Source organism: Crassaminicella thermophila, from assembly GCF_008152325.1.
Taxonomy (GTDB): domain Bacteria; phylum Bacillota; class Clostridia; order Peptostreptococcales; family Thermotaleaceae; genus Crassaminicella_A; species Crassaminicella_A thermophila.
In genome coordinates this window covers 612636-631054 of the sequence record NZ_CP042243.1, presented here as the reverse complement: position 1 = coordinate 631054, position 18419 = coordinate 612636, and the positions used below count along the sequence as shown (strand labels likewise).

At 32.3% G+C, this 18419-nt stretch carries 12 protein-coding genes and 1 pseudogene; 4 read left to right on the top strand and 9 right to left on the bottom strand.

Annotation, left to right across the window (positions count from 1 at the left end; genetic code table 11):
- Positions 1–164 precede the first annotated feature (164 nt).
- The 3 genes from FQB35_RS02915 to FQB35_RS02905 form a co-directional block, all read right to left on the bottom strand.
- Positions 165–1583 (bottom strand): Na+/H+ antiporter NhaC family protein, encoded by a 1419-nt coding sequence (locus FQB35_RS02915; protein ID WP_231701843.1) that lies wholly within the window; start codon positions 1581–1583, stop codon positions 165–167.
- Between the two features lie 102 nt (positions 1584–1685).
- Positions 1686–2858 carry an alanine dehydrogenase gene (locus FQB35_RS02910; protein ID WP_148808519.1) on the bottom strand — a complete coding sequence of 391 codons (1173 nt, stop codon included), beginning with the start codon at positions 2856–2858 and terminating at the stop codon, positions 1686–1688.
- 269 nt (positions 2859–3127) lie between these two features.
- Positions 3128–4522 carry a sigma-54 interaction domain-containing protein gene (locus FQB35_RS02905; protein ID WP_148808517.1) on the bottom strand — a complete coding sequence of 465 codons (1395 nt, stop codon included), beginning with the start codon at positions 4520–4522 and terminating at the stop codon, positions 3128–3130.
- 174 nt (positions 4523–4696) lie between these two features.
- Here FQB35_RS02905 and FQB35_RS02900 point away from each other — a divergent pair, with 174 nt between their 5' ends.
- Positions 4697–6868, top strand: coding sequence for an ATP-dependent helicase (locus tag FQB35_RS02900; protein ID WP_207707334.1), 2172 nt, complete (start codon positions 4697–4699; stop codon positions 6866–6868).
- 30 nt (positions 6869–6898) lie between these two features.
- Here FQB35_RS02900 and FQB35_RS02895 read toward each other — a convergent pair whose 3' ends face one another.
- The 6 genes from FQB35_RS02895 to FQB35_RS02870 all read right to left on the bottom strand — a co-directional run bounded on the left by FQB35_RS02895 (position 6899) and on the right by FQB35_RS02870 (position 12268).
- Positions 6899–7930 carry a 5-oxoprolinase subunit C family protein gene (locus FQB35_RS02895; RefSeq protein WP_148808515.1) on the bottom strand — a complete coding sequence of 344 codons (1032 nt, stop codon included), beginning with the start codon at positions 7928–7930 and terminating at the stop codon, positions 6899–6901.
- Positions 7931–8671 (bottom strand): 5-oxoprolinase subunit PxpB, encoded by a 741-nt coding sequence (pxpB, locus tag FQB35_RS02890; RefSeq protein ID WP_333473048.1) that lies wholly within the window; start codon positions 8669–8671, stop codon positions 7931–7933.
- A gap of 74 nt (positions 8672–8745) precedes the next feature.
- The gene (locus FQB35_RS02885) at positions 8746–9981 is read right to left on the bottom strand and encodes an NRAMP family divalent metal transporter (RefSeq protein WP_148808511.1); all 1236 of its coding nucleotides are present in this window, start codon (positions 9979–9981) and stop codon (positions 8746–8748) included.
- 25 nt (positions 9982–10006) lie between these two features.
- Positions 10007–10777: a LamB/YcsF family protein gene (locus FQB35_RS02880; protein ID WP_148808510.1), complete on the bottom strand. Its 771-nt coding sequence runs from the start codon at positions 10775–10777 to the stop codon at positions 10007–10009.
- Positions 10778–10946: 169 nt separating this feature from the next.
- Complete coding sequence (locus FQB35_RS02875) at positions 10947–11732, bottom strand: IclR family transcriptional regulator (RefSeq protein WP_148808508.1); 786 nt, start codon at positions 11730–11732, stop codon at positions 10947–10949.
- Between the two features lie 131 nt (positions 11733–11863).
- The gene (locus tag FQB35_RS02870; RefSeq protein WP_148808507.1) at positions 11864–12268 is read right to left on the bottom strand and encodes an NUDIX hydrolase; all 405 of its coding nucleotides are present in this window, start codon (positions 12266–12268) and stop codon (positions 11864–11866) included.
- 280 nt (positions 12269–12548) lie between these two features.
- Between FQB35_RS02870 and nuoE the strand changes: the two genes are divergently transcribed.
- From nuoE to FQB35_RS02855, 3 genes and pseudogenes are all read left to right on the top strand, one after another.
- Complete coding sequence (gene nuoE, locus FQB35_RS02865) at positions 12549–13055, top strand: NADH-quinone oxidoreductase subunit NuoE (protein ID WP_231701889.1); 507 nt, start codon at positions 12549–12551, stop codon at positions 13053–13055.
- Positions 13052–14805, top strand: a pseudogene (locus FQB35_RS02860) (NADH-ubiquinone oxidoreductase-F iron-sulfur binding region domain-containing protein). Before nuoE ends, FQB35_RS02860 begins: the two are co-directional and overlap by 4 nt.
- Before the next feature lie 21 nt (positions 14806–14826).
- Positions 14827–18405, top strand: coding sequence for an NAD(P)-binding protein (locus FQB35_RS02855; RefSeq protein ID WP_148808504.1), 3579 nt, complete (start codon positions 14827–14829; stop codon positions 18403–18405).
- Positions 18406–18419: the final 14 nt, after the last annotated feature.

Below are 18419 nucleotides of genomic sequence, written 5' to 3'. Positions count from 1 at the left end.
TTCTAAGCTTAATTTTGATCCTTTTTTATAAAATGATTTAAGAAAATATACTTAATGTATTTATTATATCATCATTATCCAAATTATGTAATATTTTGTATGTTTTAATCTATACAAATGAAAAGCCCACTATATTTCTTATAGTGGACTTTTCTATCTTTCTATTAAATTGCAACAAATCCTATGATTAAATAGATTCCTGCTGCTAATCCTGCTGCTAATAAAGCATAAGGAATCTGTGTCTTTACATGATCTATATGATCAGAAGCTGCCCCTGTAGAAGCAAGTATGGTTGTATCTGAAAGGGGTGAACAATGATCTCCAAATACTCCCCCTCCAGCAACTGCAGCAACAGTAGCAAGAACCAATGCAGTCACTTCATTTCCACTAAAACTAAATGCTAAAGGTGCTGCAATAGGCATGACAATGGCAAATGTTCCCCATGAAGTTCCTGTTGAAAAAGAGATAAGTGCTGCAATAAAGAAAGTAATAAAAGGTAATAAATTTGGTGTTAACCAGCTTCTTGTTATGGCAATAATATAATTTGCTGTTCCCATTTCTTTACTTAAAGCATTAATCGTATAAGATAGGGCTAGAATAATAATTGCAGGCATAACACCTTTCATTCCTGACATAGCCGTTTTCATAATATCATTAAAAGGAACACCTTGTATTCTCATAATAATTCCTAATACTACTGCAGCTGTAAGGAAAGCTTCCATCGTTTTTGCTGATTTTAATGTGATAAAGGTTCCGATTGCAATACTAATAACAATAAGTACTGGAAATATAAAATCAAAGAATACATGTGTTTTAATTCCTTCATAAGGAGGCGTATCTGTTAATTCTTCTCCTATAAGAGGCTCTGCTCCATCTCTTAAGACCTTTCCTTCTTCTAATGCTCTTTTTTCTGCTTTTTTCATAGGTCCAAAATCAGGTATAACACCTAATGCAAACAAACCTACTAATAATACTGCAATAATTGCATAGAAGTTAAAAGGAACTGCCTTTGTAAATACCATCATGGCTTGTTCAGCATTTTCTACTGGCCCCATACCAATTAATAATCCTGAAATAAATACAGCCCATCCAGTAATAGGTGCCAAAACACTTACAGGAGCAGATGTTGAATCTGCAATATATGCTAATTTTTCTCTAGATATTTTTGCCTTATCAGATAAGCTCCTCATCGTAGAGCCTACAAATAATGGACTAAAATAATCACTAAAAAATACAAACATTCCCATAATCCAAGCTGTTAATTGTATTTTTACTCTACTAAGCTTTTTATCTTCCATTATTTTTGTAAATCCCTGAATAGCACCTGTTCTTTGAAAAAATGCAATAACAATTCCAATAAACAATTCAAGTAATAAAATCCAAGAAAAACTTGTAGTGCCTAATGAAGTTTTAAGAATAGTAGGAAAACCCATAAGACCTTTTCCAGCAGCCAAAACACCAATAAAAATTGCTACTGCTAATGAAAATACCGTATTCCTCGTTTTAAAAGCAAGTATAATTGCAATTGTAGCTGGCAATAATGAAATTATTCCCATTGTTGTTCCTGCTTGCATATTCTTCATCTCTCCTTTTATTTTTATTGATAACAAAGGCATTGACTTATAATGTAAATGCCTTTGTTATAAGCATATTTAATCAATTCATTCCTAACAAGCACAAGTATTTTACTTAAGCGCATTTGCTTTTTTGCTAATTGTAGTTGTTGCCTTTGGTACTATATCTAAATCTTTGCAACCTTCTAATCCTAAAACTTCTTCTGGTGTTATCCACGGTCTATCTTGAATGACACTTGTTTCTTCATGGGTTAAAATACCTTTATATACAGTTAAACTTCTTCTTAAATATCCATCTTTTCTGCATGCTTCTACAATTCCATTATTTGCTATAGAACACAAATGTGGAAAAACAGATGCAGCATATGCAATAGATGTGGTATGGGGTGCAGCCCCTGGTATATTGTCTACACCATAATGAACTACTCCATTGATTACATAAGTAGGATTTTCATGTGTTGTTGGTTTATATGTTTCAATTGCCCCTCCAACGTCTGCACTCACATCTACAATAACGGATCCTTTCTTCATAAGCTTTAGCATTTCCTTTGTAATCAAATGATCTTTTCTGTGTTTTGGCCACTTCACACAATTAATAACCAAATCTATATCTGGTAATATTTTTTTTATGTTTTGTTGATTAGAAAACATGGTCTGTACATTCTTTGGAAATATTTCCTCACACTGCCTTAAAACACCAATATTAATATCCATCACTGTAACCCGAGCACCTAATGATGCTATAATTTGCGTCGCGCCTTTTCCAACAATTCCTGCCCCTAAAACCAATACATTTGCCCCGGGTGCTCCTCCAATTCCACAAATTAATTGCCCCCTTCCACCATTAATACTAAGTAGATGATACACACCCATTAATGCTCCTAATTTCCCTGCTACTTCACAGTTTGGTGACCCAAATCTATGCGTATCTTCTGCTGTAAATGCAATTGCTTTTCTTTTTAAAAGCGCATCTACCTCTTGCCTATTTGCAGCTGGATGAATACACGTAAAAATAATTTGTCCTTCTTTGATCAATTCATATTCTATAGGCTCAATTTCTTTAACCTTTACAACCATATCACTTTCTCTATAGATTTCTCTCATATCATTTCTTATTTCTGCACCAACAGCAATATATGCTTCGTCTTCAAAACCAGCACCCGCTCCTGCTTGACTTTGAATAAGTACCTTATGGCCTTGTGTACACAACTGTCCTGCTTCTGTTGGTGTCATAATAACACGAGATTCTCCTTGCTTGATCTCTTTTAATACCCCAATAATCATTTTTGTCTCCTCCTTTTGTGATGAATCATTTACAAAGATCATTTATTGCAATCTTCGTGCCATTATGTATTCATTTTTTTATTGTTTAAATCTAGTAAATTCAATGCATTGCTCTGCTAAAAGATTCTTTTTTTATAGAGTGATCTTCATTTTTTTGAATAAGGAAGAAAAAAAACTGGCAAAATAATACATCTTGCACAGCTTTTTTGTTATTTTTTGGGCAGTTGTTGTTATTTTTTTGGCATTACTGCTCCTATTTATGTATTCAATTATATAAGATTATAAATTTTTAACTTTCTTTGAAGGGTCTGCCTAGGAATTTCTAATAACCTTGCTGCTTGTGAAACATTTCCTTTTGTTTTTTGAATCGCCCTTTGAATGAGTTCTTTTTCTATTTTTGATACAACATTTTTCAAAGGTTGTATGGGTATTCCTATTTCCTCATCTTCTACTTCTTTTATCATATTTTCAATATGTTCTATTTCGATTTCATCATCTGATTCATCAACAATATTCATTGCATATTCTATCATGTGCTCTAATTCTCTTATGTTTCCTGGCCAGTTATACGCTAATAAATGATCATAAGCTTCTTTTGATACTTTGTTTACATTTTTATTGAGTTGTTTATTATATTTATTAATAAAAAAATTTAATAATATTTCAATGTCTTCTTTTCGCTCTCTTAAAGAAGGAATATGCATAGATAATACGCTTAATCGATAATAAATATCTTGTCTTAGATGTCCTTCTTTCATACACTTTTTAGGACTCATATTCGATGCTGAAATAATTCTTACATCTACTTTTCGTTCTTTTTGATCTCCTAACCTTCTTACATATCCATCCTGCAATACTCTTAATAATTTTGCCTGCAGATGCATAGGCATAGAATTAATTTCATCTAAAAATAAGGTTCCTCCTTCTGCTAGTTCAAACAATCCAGGTTGGTCATAGGCTCCTGTAAAACTCCCTTTTGTTGTTCCAAATAAAATACTTTCTAACAAATTTTCAGGAATAGCTGCACAATTTTGTGAAATAAAAGGTCCCTTTGAACGATTGCTTTCGTTATGAATAGCATGGGCAAACAATTCTTTTCCTGTGCCTGTCTCCCCATAAATAAAAACAGATGACCTTCCATTTGCAATTTTTTTTATAAAATATTTTAATTCTTTTATTTTTACATTGCTTGAGATAATATCATCAAGAGAATATCTTGCTCGATCTGGGCCAAAGTGTTTTTTCATTGTATCCATTTTAGAAAAACATTCAGAATTCATAGGAATGATATGCGTACTCTTATCTTTGTATTTTGTAATATCTTTTGAAAGTTCAATAGCTCCAATAATTCTATCTTCTCCTTTTATGGGTAAGGATATATTCATAGTAACAATCTTATTCCCCTCTATATCCGAAACCATTTGCCTTTTTCTATGAATAGGTCTACCTAACTCTATGGCTTTGTATAAGGTACTTGTATCTTCATCAATATTCGTAAATACATTACAAAGCTTTTTTCCAATCACTTCTTCTCCATCAATAATCTCAGGGTGAAACCATGGGTTAAATTTCACAGAAAATAATATAGTGCCATTTCTATCAATAATAGTGATTCCATCTATATATTCCATACTTTCTAGAAAATCTTTTTTTGCTCTACTCATTTTTGCCTCCTTATGATTTTCTAAACAATCAATATATTCACAAATTATATATTCGCCTTAAAAAATAAAAATCATTTTTTTATCCCATAATATTTTTAGAAATTCTAAAACTATGAAGTTATTACTATATATGCTATACTGTCTATTGTATTTTACTATTAGGAGGCATCAAGCTTGAGTGAATCATTTTTTCAAATGCTAAAAAATCAACACAATATTGATTTAAACCATCAACAAAAAAGAGTTGTACTGCATAAAGATGGTCCAAGCCTTGTATTAGCTGTTCCTGGAAGCGGAAAAACTACAACACTCATTTGTCGGACAGCTAATTTAATTCTAAATCATAAAATTAACCCTTCAAATATATTGTCTGTAACCTTTAGCAGAGCTTCTGCTCAAGATATGAAAAGACGTTTTTATGAAGTATTTGGAAAATATATTAATCAAAATGTATATTTTTCTACAATTCATCGCTTATCGCTTCGAATTGTCCAAAGATATGCCAAAATTAATAATATTAAATACTCAATCATAGAAGGAGACAATCCATCTATTCATAAAAACACCCTATTAAAAAGAATCTACCAAGAAATAAATCATGATTTTCTAAATGAAGAAAAACTTGAAGAACTTTTAAGTGCCATTAGTTTTGTAAAAAATTCAATGATTAAGAAAGATGATTTTTCTAATTATGACTTTTCAATAGACCGCTTTAACGAAATCTATACAAAGTATGAAAACTATAAAAAGAAAAATCACCTTATTGATTTTGATGATATGTTAAGCCTTGCTCTAAAAATACTACAAAATAACCAAAATCTATTAAATCAATACAAAAAGCAATATCCATATATTCAAGTAGATGAAGCACAAGATACCTCAAAGGTGCAGCATGCAATTATTCAGTTACTTGCTTATCCGAAAAATAATTTGTTTATGGTTGCTGATGATGATCAGAGTATCTATGGGTTTAGAGGTGCCTATCCTGAAGCATTGTTGCATTTTTCAAGAATATATAAAGGCGCTAACACTTTCTTTTTAGAACAAAACTATCGTTCTTCAAAAGAAATTGTCTCAATTAGCAATACATTTATTCAAAGAAACACACAAAGATATGCAAAAAACATGTACACAGAAAATGAATATGATGCCCCTATTCATATGGTAAAAGTACAAAATATAGCAGATCAAACCAATTATTTGATAGAGGAGCTTGCAACTTCTAATTTTTATAAAAATACTGCTATATTGTATCGCAATAATATATCAGCCATTACTTTGATTGATGCATTAGAAAGAAACAATCTCCCTTTTACAATACAAGGCTTTAATATGTCTTTTTTCAATCATTGGATAGTAAAAGATTTATTAGCTTTTTTAGATATAGCATTAAATCCTTATGATATAGAATCTTTTGAGAGAATTTATTATAAAATGAATGGTTATATTTCAAAAGCAGCTATCTCCTACATTAAAGAACAGCCTAGATCCATTTCTGTCTTTGAATATTTGATTCATTTTCCTGATCTTAAAGATTTTCAAAGGAAAAATTTAAAACGTCTACAAAAAGATTTTTATTCTCTAGCCCATATGAAGCCTAAAGATGCTTTATCTTTTATAGAAGAAAACTTAGCTTATAAAAAATTTTTAAAATCAAATTGTCAAAGACTAAAGTATTCTTATGAAAATGTTATGTTTGTATTTATCCAATTAAAAATGATTGCTGCAAGAACCAATTCTATTATTGAGTTTATGGAAAGAATTGATTCCTTAAAAAAGATCATTCAAAGAATAAAAAAAGAAAAAAGAAATACATCTATATTATTGTCTACAATACATTCTTCAAAAGGATTAGAATTTGATCGTGTCTATTTAATTGATTTAGTAAGTGGGCAATTTCCTCCTCAGTCAAATATAGACGATTGTGATGAGGAAATATCTGATTATCTTGAAGAAGAACGAAGACTTTTTTATGTAGGAATGACAAGAGCAAAAAAAGCATTACATCTTGTTTTCCCAACATTTCAAGATGGTAAATATATAAAACCTTCTCCTTTTGTAGAAGAAATAAAAGATACTATTAAGGATCAGTATATAACCGTCAAAAAATATGATTCTTTTTCTAAATCTAAATACAACTACTCATATAAAACATTTTCTAAAAAACAAATCAATAAATTTCCTCATCCTTTCTGTGAAGGTTCTTTTGTAGCTCATACAAAATTTGGAAAAGGTATTATAAAATCTATAGATGGAGATATTGCACAAATTGATTTTGAATCATTAGGAATAAGAAGTCTGTCTTTACAGGTATGTATACAGCAAAAAGTTTTAAATCTTTTATAAAAAGCTTTTGGATTATGCTCCAAAAGCTTTTTAGCTAACTTCTTCCACCTGAACCGTATAAGATTTTCCATTTATTTTTAAATGATATTTCTTTATGCTAATCATTTTCAGTAAAGCACATTCTTTTTTAATAGCAGAGATTGTATCTTCCACATGTCTTAATATATTTTGTGCCTCTTTTATTCCTACTTTTTTAAATCTTATTTTATCATTAGGCTTAGCTTGTGCAATCTTATAAAGATCTGAACTAATAACATTAGCAATTTTGGTATATCCCCCTGTTGTTTGCCGATCCGCCATCATAATAATAGGCTTTCCATGACCTGGTATTTGAATAGCTCCAAAAGCAATACCATCTGAAATAATATCTCCACCATCCACATGCTCAATGGCTTCTCCATCAAGGCGAAATCCCATCCTATCACACTCATTCGTTACAATATACTCATTAGAAAGGAAAGTATTTATTCCCTTTTGTGTAAAATATTCATCCTGAGGACCTAAAACAACCCGTACTTCAAAAGGACTTGTAATTTTAGGAATATATTTTTGAGAAACTTTTCTTCCTATAAGGATAGATAAATCTTCTTTTGGAACTCCTATTTTAACAATATCTCCAGCCTTTAAAGCTCTTCCCTCAAATCCCCCTATTTTTCCTTTCATATAAGTTGACTTACTTCCCATAATCACATCTACATCTATACCACCTGCAAAAGCAATATAACTTCTACATCCACTTTTTATTCCTCCAAAGGATAATTGATCTCCTTTTTTTACATAGATGCTCTCCCACATAGAAATAGCTTTACCATTAATCATAGGAGATAAATCTCCTCCTGTAATAGCAATGACACTATCATTTTCAAATACGATTTTAGGACCTAACATGGTCACTTCTAAAACAGCTTCCTTTTCATCATTGCCTACTAAAATATTTGCAACACGATGTGAAAAACTATCCATAACCCCTGAAACAGGAACACCAAATTGTTGATAGCCATATCTACCTTCATCTTGTACAGATGTTAAAAGACCCGGATAGATAACATTTATTGTTCCCATTTATCTATCCCTCCTTTCCTTTGGATATATCCTATATATATAGGTGTTATTTTTTATTTCTTCTTCAATCTTTATATAAGTTTTTTCATCAATTGGAACAAACTTAATATAATTTCCTGCTTGCAATAAAATGGGGTTTTCTCTATATGCATCATATAACTTTAGTGGTGTTTTTCCGATTAATTGCCATCCTCCTGGGCTATCTATTGGATAGATCCCTGTTTGACTTCCTGCAATGCCTACTGATCCAGCACTAATTTTTGTTCTTGGTGTCTTAAGCCTTGGTGTAGAAATTCTATCATCCATACCTCCTAAATACGGAAAACCTGGTGTAAATCCTAGCATATAAATCAAATACTCTTTCGATGTATGAATCTTTACTACTTCATCTACTGTTAATCCATTATGCTTTGCTACATTTTCTATATCAGCTCCATAATCCCCGCCATAAAGAGTTGGTATTTCTATCACTTCTGGCAGAGGAATTTCTATATCGTCTAATTGTTTCTCTATAGATTTTAATTCCTCACATAAGGAATTAAAATCTACTTTTAAAGGATTATAATGTACCATCAAAGATCTATAGGTAGGTATCATTTCTACAACACCTTCTATATTTTTTTTATTAATTGCAATCATCATAGCCCTTACTTTACTATTTATTTCTTCAGAAATTTTATTTCCAAACTCTATCACAATCGCCTGATCCCCTGATATTAAGTACTTTGTTTCTGTATACACTCGCCTTCCCCCTTGTACTTCATCCTTAAAGACTGATAGCATCTAGGCAATATAATTGCCTAGATGCCTATTAATTAGTGTACTAACATTTGCATATTTTTTAATGCATTCATTCCTGCATATCCAGCTATTATGACAATCAATAATCCAAATACCAATAACCAAGTAGGATGCTTATAATCTCCTACAATATCTTTTCTTCTAGAAGCTAATAAAATAACACCAATAGTAATTGGTAAGATCAATCCATTTAATGATCCTGCTAAAATAAGTAACTTTGCTGGTTTTCCTAATGCAGCCATAATCACTGTAGATGCTATAATAAAACCTACAATCCAATATTTTTCATTATTTTTTATAGATGGGTGTAAGGTTTTTAAGAATGATACAGATGTATATGCAGCTCCAACAACAGAAGTAATACCTGCTGATAATAATACAATACCAAAGAACTTATAGCCAATCATGCCCGCACCATGTTGAAAAGCAGAAGCTGCTGGGTTAGATGGATCTAATTGGAATCCCTTTGCCACTACACCTAATACAGCTAAGAATAAGCATATACGCATAATAGATGCGATAACAATTCCCATTATAGAACCCTTTGTAATTTCTCTAAGATTCTCTTTCCCTGTAATACCTGCATCAATTAATCTATGTCCACCTGCAAAAGTAATATAGCCCCCTACTGTTCCTCCTAAAAGAGTAATAGTTGGAAAAATTAACGATGTAAAATTTTCAGGAATTACGCTCCTATAAACTGCTTCTCCAATAGGTGGTTTTGTTATAATTGCAACATATGCAACAATAATAATCATTAATCCTCCAAGAATTTTTGTAAATTTGTCTACTACTAGCCCTGCATCCTTTGATAAAAAAATAATACTACCTATAATTCCACAAATAATAGCTGCAACCTTTACATTAATCCCCAAAATAACATTTAAGCCTAATGCGGCTCCACCAATGTTTCCGATATTAAAAGCCAATCCTCCTAATGCAACAAGTATTGCAACCATATATCCAAGTCCTGGCACAACTTTATTTGCAATATCCTGTCCCCTCATTCCTGATACACCAATAATCCTCCAAACATTCACTTGTGCTCCAATATCAAGGATAATAGATACAAGTATAACAAATGCAAAGCTTGCTGCAAATTCAGCAGTAAATGTTGCTGTCTGTGTTAAAAAGCCTGGTCCAATAGCTGATGTTGCCATAATAAATGCTGCCCCTAAAAGAGCCCCTAAATTCTTTTTCTGAGATTGAATCTCCTTTTTTACATTTTCTTTTACTTTTGTTGAATCCATCATTTTCTCCCCCTATTCAATAACCCTATTTAATAAAATTAGAAATAGCTGTTACTTTAACCCCTTCCTCTTCAAGCTTTGAACGTATTCTTTTAACAAATGCAACAGCCTCAGGATTGTCTCCATGCACACAAATTGAATCTGCTCTTATCTCAATATCTTCTCCATTTATAGCAGTAACCTTACCTGTCTTTACCATTCTTACAACTCTTGATATGGCTAATTCAGCATCATGAATTACTGCACCTTCTAATTTTCTTGATACCAATGTACCATCTGGATTATATGCTCGATCTGCAAACACCTCATTTGCTACTTTTAAACCTATCTCTTTCCCTGCTTTTATCATTTCACTATTCGCAAGTCCCATCAGTATAATATTTTCATCCACTTCATATACTGCTTCAGCAATTGCCTTAGCTAACGCCTTATCCTTTGCAGCCATATTATACATAGCACCATGAGGCTTTACATGCTGAACTTTCTCCCCTTTTGATTTTGCAAATGCCATAAGCGCCCCTAACTGATACTTTATGTAAGCTTTTACTTCTTCTGGTGTAGCAGCCATATTTCTTCTTCCAAAACCCATCAAATCAAAAAAACCAGGATGGGCACCAATGCCAACATCTTGCTCTTTTGCCATTTTAACAGTTTTTTCCATTACTAAAGGATCTCCTGCATGCCATCCGCAAGCAATATTTGCTGAAGTTACATACTTTATTACCTCCTCATCAAGTCCCACTTTATAACTTCCAAAACTTTCTCCTAAGTCACTGTTCAAGTCGACTTTATACATTTTAACACCTCCAGTTCCAAAAGATATGTTTTAATATGTGAACCACCGGTTCATCTTTATAGTATTATAGTAGCATACAATGATACAATTTTCTACATTAATTTTTATAAACTTTAGACAATTTTATATTTTTTGATTTTCTCACTAAAAAAATGAAGGTCTAAGACCTTCATTTTTTTTTATAGCCTAATGCCTTTGAAATATCCATAGCTGTTTGTTTCGTTTTTTGTATAATCTCAGGAAATCTTGCTTTATGAAATCGCTGTTCTGGACCTGCTGTACTAATAGCCGCAACAACTTTTTTTGTATGATCAAATATAGGTGCTCCTACCCCTATTGTTTGGGGCTCCATTTCTCCAAAGCTTATGGTATATCCTTTTTCTCTACTTTCTTTAATCATTTCCCACACTTTTTTCTTTTCTACTATAGTATTTTCTGTATATTTTATCAGTGTTTCAGTATCAAGTATTTCTCTGATTTCATCATCTTCAAGAAAGGATAATATCGCTCTTGGACAAGCTCCTGCATTTAAAGATGCTGTCCTACCTGTTTTTGTAAACAACCTTACAGGATGTGAGCATATTAATTTTTCAACATAAATTGCATGATTGTTTTCTCTCATAACCAATTGTACATCCTCATTTAATTCATCTCTTAACCTTTTCATATAAGGCAGGGCAATTTCTTTTATTTCTATTGTTTCTGATACAATTGTTCCTAATTGAAGAAATTTCATACCTAGTTTATATTGGTTTTGCTTTCCACTTACATCGACTTTCCTAAGATATCCATTTTTTTCAAATGTATTAAACAATCTATATACAGTGGCCTTTGGAATAGATGAAAGTCTTGAAATTTCGCTTAACCCCCTCACAGGATTCTCTACAGTAAAATAGTTCAAAAGACTTAATGCTTTATCTAAGCTTTGATTAATACCATGATCCCGTTCTTTCATAGTTTTTCTCTCCTACTTTCCTTGTTTATAACATTTCCTATTGTACCATAATTATAGATAAGCAATATCTACATTTAAAAAAAGAAATATAAAAAGATAAGTGAATGACTTTTATAACTTTTGTAAAAAACTTATTTAAACAAAACATCCCCATATAAATCAATAATTTCCTTTGTTGGTTTAAATAATTCCACAGAAGATAATTCGTTTAACCCTATCCATCTTAATTCCTTCATTTCAGGTAAATAAGGTTTTGGTATTCCTGTATAATCTTTACATAAAAATACAGTAGGACGAACAATACTTTTCTTTCCTTTTATATATACTTCTGATGTAACAGCCCCTAAACAATTTAGCGTTGTTGCAAAAATATCAAATTCTTCATTCAATTCTCTTTTAGCAGCTGTTTCATAATCCTCTCCTTCCTCTAACTTTCCCCCAGCCATACTCCATCCTTGTCCATCTGTTCTTTCCCCTAATAATATTTTTTTATTTTGTATAACTGCAATAGCGCAGCATCTATCAAATATTTTCATTTTTATTACCTTCTTTCTATAAGAGCAAAATTACACTTATAATTATATCACATACAATTATTGTATTTTTTATTTTCAGAATATTGTTTAATCTAAGAAGCCGACACTCTATTTTCCTTCATATTTCAGAATATTTTGTTTACAGTTTAGCTTTACTGTGTTATAATTGTGTATTATATTTTTATTATTTTCAGACTTTTTTATATATTTTTTTATGTTTTTATATGATCATTTGAAAGGAGTAAAAAAAATGCAATGCTGCGGAAAAAAGCAAAACCTTATGGTCAATATTAGCGACCCTAATATTGACCTAAAAAAATTAAACCCTATACTTGAAAAATACAAAAATATATCTGGAAGCTTAATTACCATTCTTCAAAAAGCACAAGAAATATATGGTTATCTGCCTATGGAAGTGCTAGATTATATTGCAGAGAATATTGGCATAAAGCCTGCAAAAGTTCATGGAGTAGCGACCTTTTATACTCAGTTTAGATTAAAGCCTATTGGCAAGTATTTAATTATGCTCTGCCAAGGAACAGCTTGCCATGTAAATGGTTCTAAGGCTGTTGAAGAAGCCATTTGTGATGAACTAGGAATTTGTGAAGGAGAAACTACAGAAGATGGATTATTTACACTTAATAATGTTGCTTGCCTTGGTTGCTGTAGCTTATCTCCTGTTATGATGATTAATGAAGAAACTTATGCAAAGCTTACCCCTGAAAAAGTAAGAAAAATACTAAGAGAAATTAAGAAAAATGGAAGTGGCAAGGAGGTCTCAGCATGAAGATCATCGTAGGTCAAGGAAGCTGCGGCTTAGCTGCTGGAGCTAATAAAGTGTATGATACCATAAAAAAAGAAATTAAGGAAAATAATATTGATGCAGAGCTTGAAATAACAGGCTGCATTGGTATGTGTCATTTAGAACCTATTGTAGATGTTTATGATGGTGAAAATAAAACAACTTTTGTAAATGTAACACCTGATATTGTCAGTGCTATAATTAAAAATTATATTGTTGAAAAACAAAATGTAGATGATTATACAATCTCTGAAGATGATAAAAGGATTTTAGAAAAACAAAAAAGAATTGCCCTTAGAAATTGTGGCTATATTAACCCTGAATCTATTGATGAATATATAAATGTCGGTGGATATACAGCTGTAAAAAAATGTATTCAAGAAATGACTCCTAATGAAGTAATAAAAGAAATCAAACGCTCAGGTCTTAGAGGAAGAGGCGGTGCAGGATTTCCTACTTGGTTTAAATGGAACGCTGCAAGGCAATCTTTAGATACTCCTAAGTATATTGTATGCAATGCAGATGAAGGAGATCCAGGTGCATTTATGGATAGAAGTATTTTAGAGGGAGATCCTCATAGTTTGATTGAAGGTATGATCATTGGAGGATATGCCATAGGCGCTAACGAAGGAATTATTTATGTTCGAGCCGAGTACCCTCTTGCTATCATACGTCTTAAAAAAGCTATAGAACAGGCAAGGGCAAAAGGCTTTTTAGGTCAAAATATATTTAACAAAGATAGATTTGATTTTGATATAAGAATCAAAGCTGGTGCAGGTGCTTTTGTTTGTGGTGAAGAAACAGCTCTTATTGCCTCATTAGAAGGTGAGCGAGGAATGCCAAGACTAAAACCTCCATTTCCTGCACAAAAAGGTTATTGGGGTAAGCCTACTAATATTAACAATGTTGAAACCTTTGCTAATGTTCCTTGGATTATGCAAAATGGCGGAAAATCTTTTGCAGCAATGGGCACAGAAAAAAGCAAGGGAACAAAAAGGTTTTCGCCCTTACAGGAAAAATTCAAAAAGGTGGTCTTGTAGAAGTACCAATGGGTATGTCTCTTAGAGAAATCATTTTTGATATTGGTGGAGGAATAATTGATAATAAAGAGTTTAAAGCTGTTCAAATGGGGGGCCCTTCTGGAGGATGTATTCCAAAAGACTTAATTGATACACCTGTTGACTATGAATCTATAACAAAGACAGGTGCCATTATGGGGTCTGGCGGTATGGTTGTTATGGATGAAACAACTTGTATGGTAGATATGGCACGATTCTTTTTAAATTTTACAAGGAAGGAATCTTGTGGAAAATGCATACATTGCCGAATTGGTACAAAAAGAATGTTAGAAATCCTTAACCGTATTTGTGATGGTGAAGGAAAAGATGGTGATATAGAACTACTAGAAGAATTAGCTATAAAAATTAAAGAGGGTTCTCTTTGCGGACTTGGTCAAACAGCTCCAAACCCAGTTTTAAGTACCCTAAGGTATTTTAAAGATGAATATAAAAAACATATTTATGATAAAAAATGTCCTGCAAAACAATGTATAAATCTACTAACTTTTACTATTTTAAAGGATGCCTGTGTTGGTTGCGGTCTCTGCGCAAAAAACTGCCCTGTTGAGGCTATTACTGGTAATCGAAAAGATGGATATACAATTGATCCAAAAAAATGCATCAAATGTGGAAAATGCAAAGAAGTCTGTCACTTCAATGCAATATCAGTTGACTAAATGAATTAAGGGGTGAATCTTATGCCTAAGATTAGATTAAATATAGATGGACGAGAAATCGTTGCTTATAAAAACCAGACAATTTTAGAAGTAGCAAAAGAAAATGGAATTCATATACCTACCCTTTGCTATGATGAAAGAGTTGAAATATATGGTTCCTGTGGACTTTGTGTTGTAGAAGTTGAAGGAATCCCAAAGCTTTTAAGAGCTTGTGCAACAAAAATTAATGATGGTATGGTTATTAAAACAAATACAGAAAGGGTTAGAGGCTCAAGAAAGATGGCATTAGAGCTTCTTCTTTCAGATCATGTTGGAGATTGTCGTCCTCCTTGTGTGCAAGCATGTCCTGCAAATACTGATTGTCAAGGATATGTAGGACTTATTGCCAATGGAGAATATAAAGAAGCTTTAGAATTAATCAAAGAACAACTGCCCCTTCCAGCAAGTATAGGCAGGATCTGTCCTCACCCATGTGAAGATGCCTGCAGAAGACAGCTTGTAGAAGAACCTATATCTATTGCTTGGTTAAAAAGATTTGTAGCAGATATTGATTTAAAAGATAATAATAGTTTTATGCCAAAAATCAAACCTTCTACAGGAAAAAGAGTTGCTGTCATTGGTGGTGGTCCTGGAGGTCTTACTGCTGCATATTTTCTTGCAAAGGAAGGTCATAAAGTTGCTATTTATGAAGCTATGCCTGAATTAGGAGGAATGCTTAGATATGGAATCCCTCAATATCGCCTTCCAAAGGAAGTATTAAATAAAGAAATTAAATTAATTGAAGATATGGGCGTTAAGATGATTACCAATATAAGGGTAGGAGAAGATGTAGAATTAAGCTATATAAGAGATCATTTTGATGCAGTCTATATTTCAATTGGTGCCTGGAAGAGCCCTGGTTTAAATTGTCCTGGCTCAGATTTAGAAGGTGTCATTGGAGGAATTGACTTCTTAACAAGTTTTGCTGTGAATAAACCAATAAGAACTGGGAATCGAATTGCAGTAATCGGCGGTGGGAATACTGCTATGGATGCTTGTAGGACAGCCATACGCCTTGGTGCAAAAGAAGTATATGCTCTATATCGTAGGACAAAAGTAGAAATGCCTGCTGAAGAAGTAGAAGTAACAGAAGCTGAAGAAGAAGGTGTTACTTTTAAATTCCTAGTAAGTCCAATTGAAATTATAGGAGAAAATGGAAAAGTATCTAAAATAAGACTTCAAAAAATGAAACAAGGTAATCCAGATGCTAGTGGTAGAAGAACTCCTGTTCCAATAGAAGGCGAAGAAGAAATTATTGAAGTAGATTCTGTTATTGTTGCAATCGGGCAAGGTACAGATACAAAAGGTTTTGAAGATCTTACACTTACAAAGAAAGGTACAATTGCTACTGATGAAAATACCTTCCTTACAAATCTTCCTGGAGTATTTGCAGGTGGAGATGCTATAAACGATGGTGCAAGTATCGCAATTCGAGCAATAGGAGATGCAAAAAAAGCTTCTGAAGTTATTTGTAGGTATCTTGAAGGAGAAATTATCCCTTATAAAAAACCTTTCTATGTGGAAAGAGATGATTTAACAGAAGATGATTTCATTGATTATAAAAAAGAATATCGCCCTCATATGCCTCACCTTTCTCCTCAAGTTAGAAAAACAAACTTTGAAGAAGTAGTAGGCGGATATAGTGAGGAAGATGCAAAAAAAGATGCAAAAAGGTGTCTTGAATGTGGATGCCACGACTTTTTTGAATGTAAGCTTATAGAATATGCAAACGAATACCAAGTAGATCCAAAGAGACTTTCAGGTGAGGTACACAAACGTGAGTTTATAGATAATCATCCATTTATTCATAGAAATCCTGATAAATGTATTCTTTGTGGTTTGTGCGTAAGGGTTTGTGATGAAATAATGGGTATTGCTGCTTTAGGTCTTGTAGATAGAGGTTTTGATACCATTGTAAAACCAGCCCTTGACAAGCCTCTAAAAGAAACAAGCTGTATCTCTTGTGGCCAATGCATTAGTGTTTGTCCAACAGGTGCTCTAGGAGAAAAATTAAGCATCGAAAAATCTGTTCCTGTAAAAACAAAAACAACTCATACCGTTTGTTCGCACTGTAGTGTAGGCTGTAATATATCCTTAAATACAAAGGGGAATTTACTCGTTCGCTCCCTTCCTGATAAAGAAAGTCCTGTAGATGATGGTCTTCTTTGTGTAAAAGGTAGATTTGGTTTTGATATTGCAAAAGATCATCGTCTTACAAAACCTTTGATTCGAAAGGAAGGAAAACTTGTAGAGGTTTCTTGGGATGAAGCAATTCTATATACTGCTAAAAAATCTCAAAGTTTGACATTACTATATGGCAGTAATGCTTTAGCCGTTTCTATCTCAGATAAATATACCAATGAAGAAATATATTTAAATATGAAAGGTGTAAAAAAAGTATTAAAAACGGAAAATATTTGCTCTTTTAATAGCTTGCAAGAAGGAATAAAAGATGTATTAGGATATGACGCTTCAAGTAATACCTTTGATGAATTGCTTTCAACAGAAACAATCCTTCTTATTGGTTCTGATATTATGAAAGATCATACAATTGTAGGTCTTAAAATTAAGCACGCAATAAATCATGGTGCAAAACTTATTACAATAAATCCATTTCAATCTCAAGCTGACGAATGGGCATATATGCAAGTAAAGCCTGAAAATAATATAAATTTCTTAAAAGAAATAACAAAATCATTAATAGATAATGGACTTACACCAAATCATGATAAAACATCAGGATTTGAAGCATTAAAAGAAAGCTTAAAAGATATAAAAGTAAGTACTGCAGCAAAAGAAATCGCTCAAATTTATGGAAACTCTAAAAAAGCAATGATTGTATTTGATCAAAATAATATTACTCCGGATGCTGCAAAATTAATTGCCAATATAGCTGTAATCTCTGGTCATATTGGTAAAGCACGTAGCGGAATTATTCAACTAAAACCGAATAACAATAGCCAAGGTCTTGTTGATATGGGAATCAATAAAGATCCACGAAAAATTGTTCAAATGATTAAAGACAAAAAAGTAAAAGGATTACTTATATTCGGCGAGGATATTCCACATATAGATTTAAGTAATCTAAAATTTTTAATGGTTCAAGACACTCATTTAACAGAAACAGCAAGAAAAGCAGATGTGGTTTTACCTGCTGTAAGCTTTGCTGAATCAAGAGGAACCTATACAAATTCAGAAAGAAGAATCCAAAGACTTTATCAAGCAATCCCACCCCTTTGCGGGTTAGAAAACTGGCAGGTGATTACAAAACTTACAAATGCCCTAAGTACAAATTTTGAATATAATAGTCCAGATGATATATTAAATGAAATATCTGTCAATATACCTGAATATTTTAAGATTGATAAACAAAAAGAAAAATCTGTATTCTGGCCTGTAAACAAAAATCCAATTCTATACACAGATGGATTTAACTTCCCAGATAAAAAAGCAAGATTACAAATTGTAAAAGATGGTCCTTTATTCAGAAAAACTGTTAATACAAACAACTTGACAAATATTTTTACCGATATGCTTATAAAAAATAAGATAATAGGCTAAATCCCCCTATTTTA

Coding starts and splice junctions, on each gene's coding strand:
- FQB35_RS02915 (WP_231701843.1), bottom strand. CDS start 1,583: ATGAAGAATATGCAAGCAGGAACAACAATGGGAATAATTTCATTATTG.
- FQB35_RS02910 (WP_148808519.1), bottom strand. CDS start 2,858: ATGATTATTGGGGTATTAAAAGAGATCAAGCAAGGAGAATCTCGTGTT.
- FQB35_RS02905 (WP_148808517.1), bottom strand. CDS start 4,522: ATGAGTAGAGCAAAAAAAGATTTTCTAGAAAGTATGGAATATATAGAT.
- FQB35_RS02895 (WP_148808515.1), bottom strand. CDS start 7,930: ATGGGAACAATAAATGTTATCTATCCGGGTCTTTTAACATCTGTACAA.
- FQB35_RS02885 (WP_148808511.1), bottom strand. CDS start 9,981: ATGGATTCAACAAAAGTAAAAGAAAATGTAAAAAAGGAGATTCAATCT.
- FQB35_RS02880 (WP_148808510.1), bottom strand. CDS start 10,777: ATGTATAAAGTCGACTTGAACAGTGACTTAGGAGAAAGTTTTGGAAGT.
- FQB35_RS02875 (WP_148808508.1), bottom strand. CDS start 11,732: ATGAAAGAACGGGATCATGGTATTAATCAAAGCTTAGATAAAGCATTA.
- FQB35_RS02870 (WP_148808507.1), bottom strand. CDS start 12,268: ATGAAAATATTTGATAGATGCTGCGCTATTGCAGTTATACAAAATAAA.
- nuoE (WP_231701889.1), top strand. CDS start 12,549: ATGGTCAATATTAGCGACCCTAATATTGACCTAAAAAAATTAAACCCT.
- FQB35_RS02855 (WP_148808504.1), top strand. CDS start 14,827: ATGCCTAAGATTAGATTAAATATAGATGGACGAGAAATCGTTGCTTAT.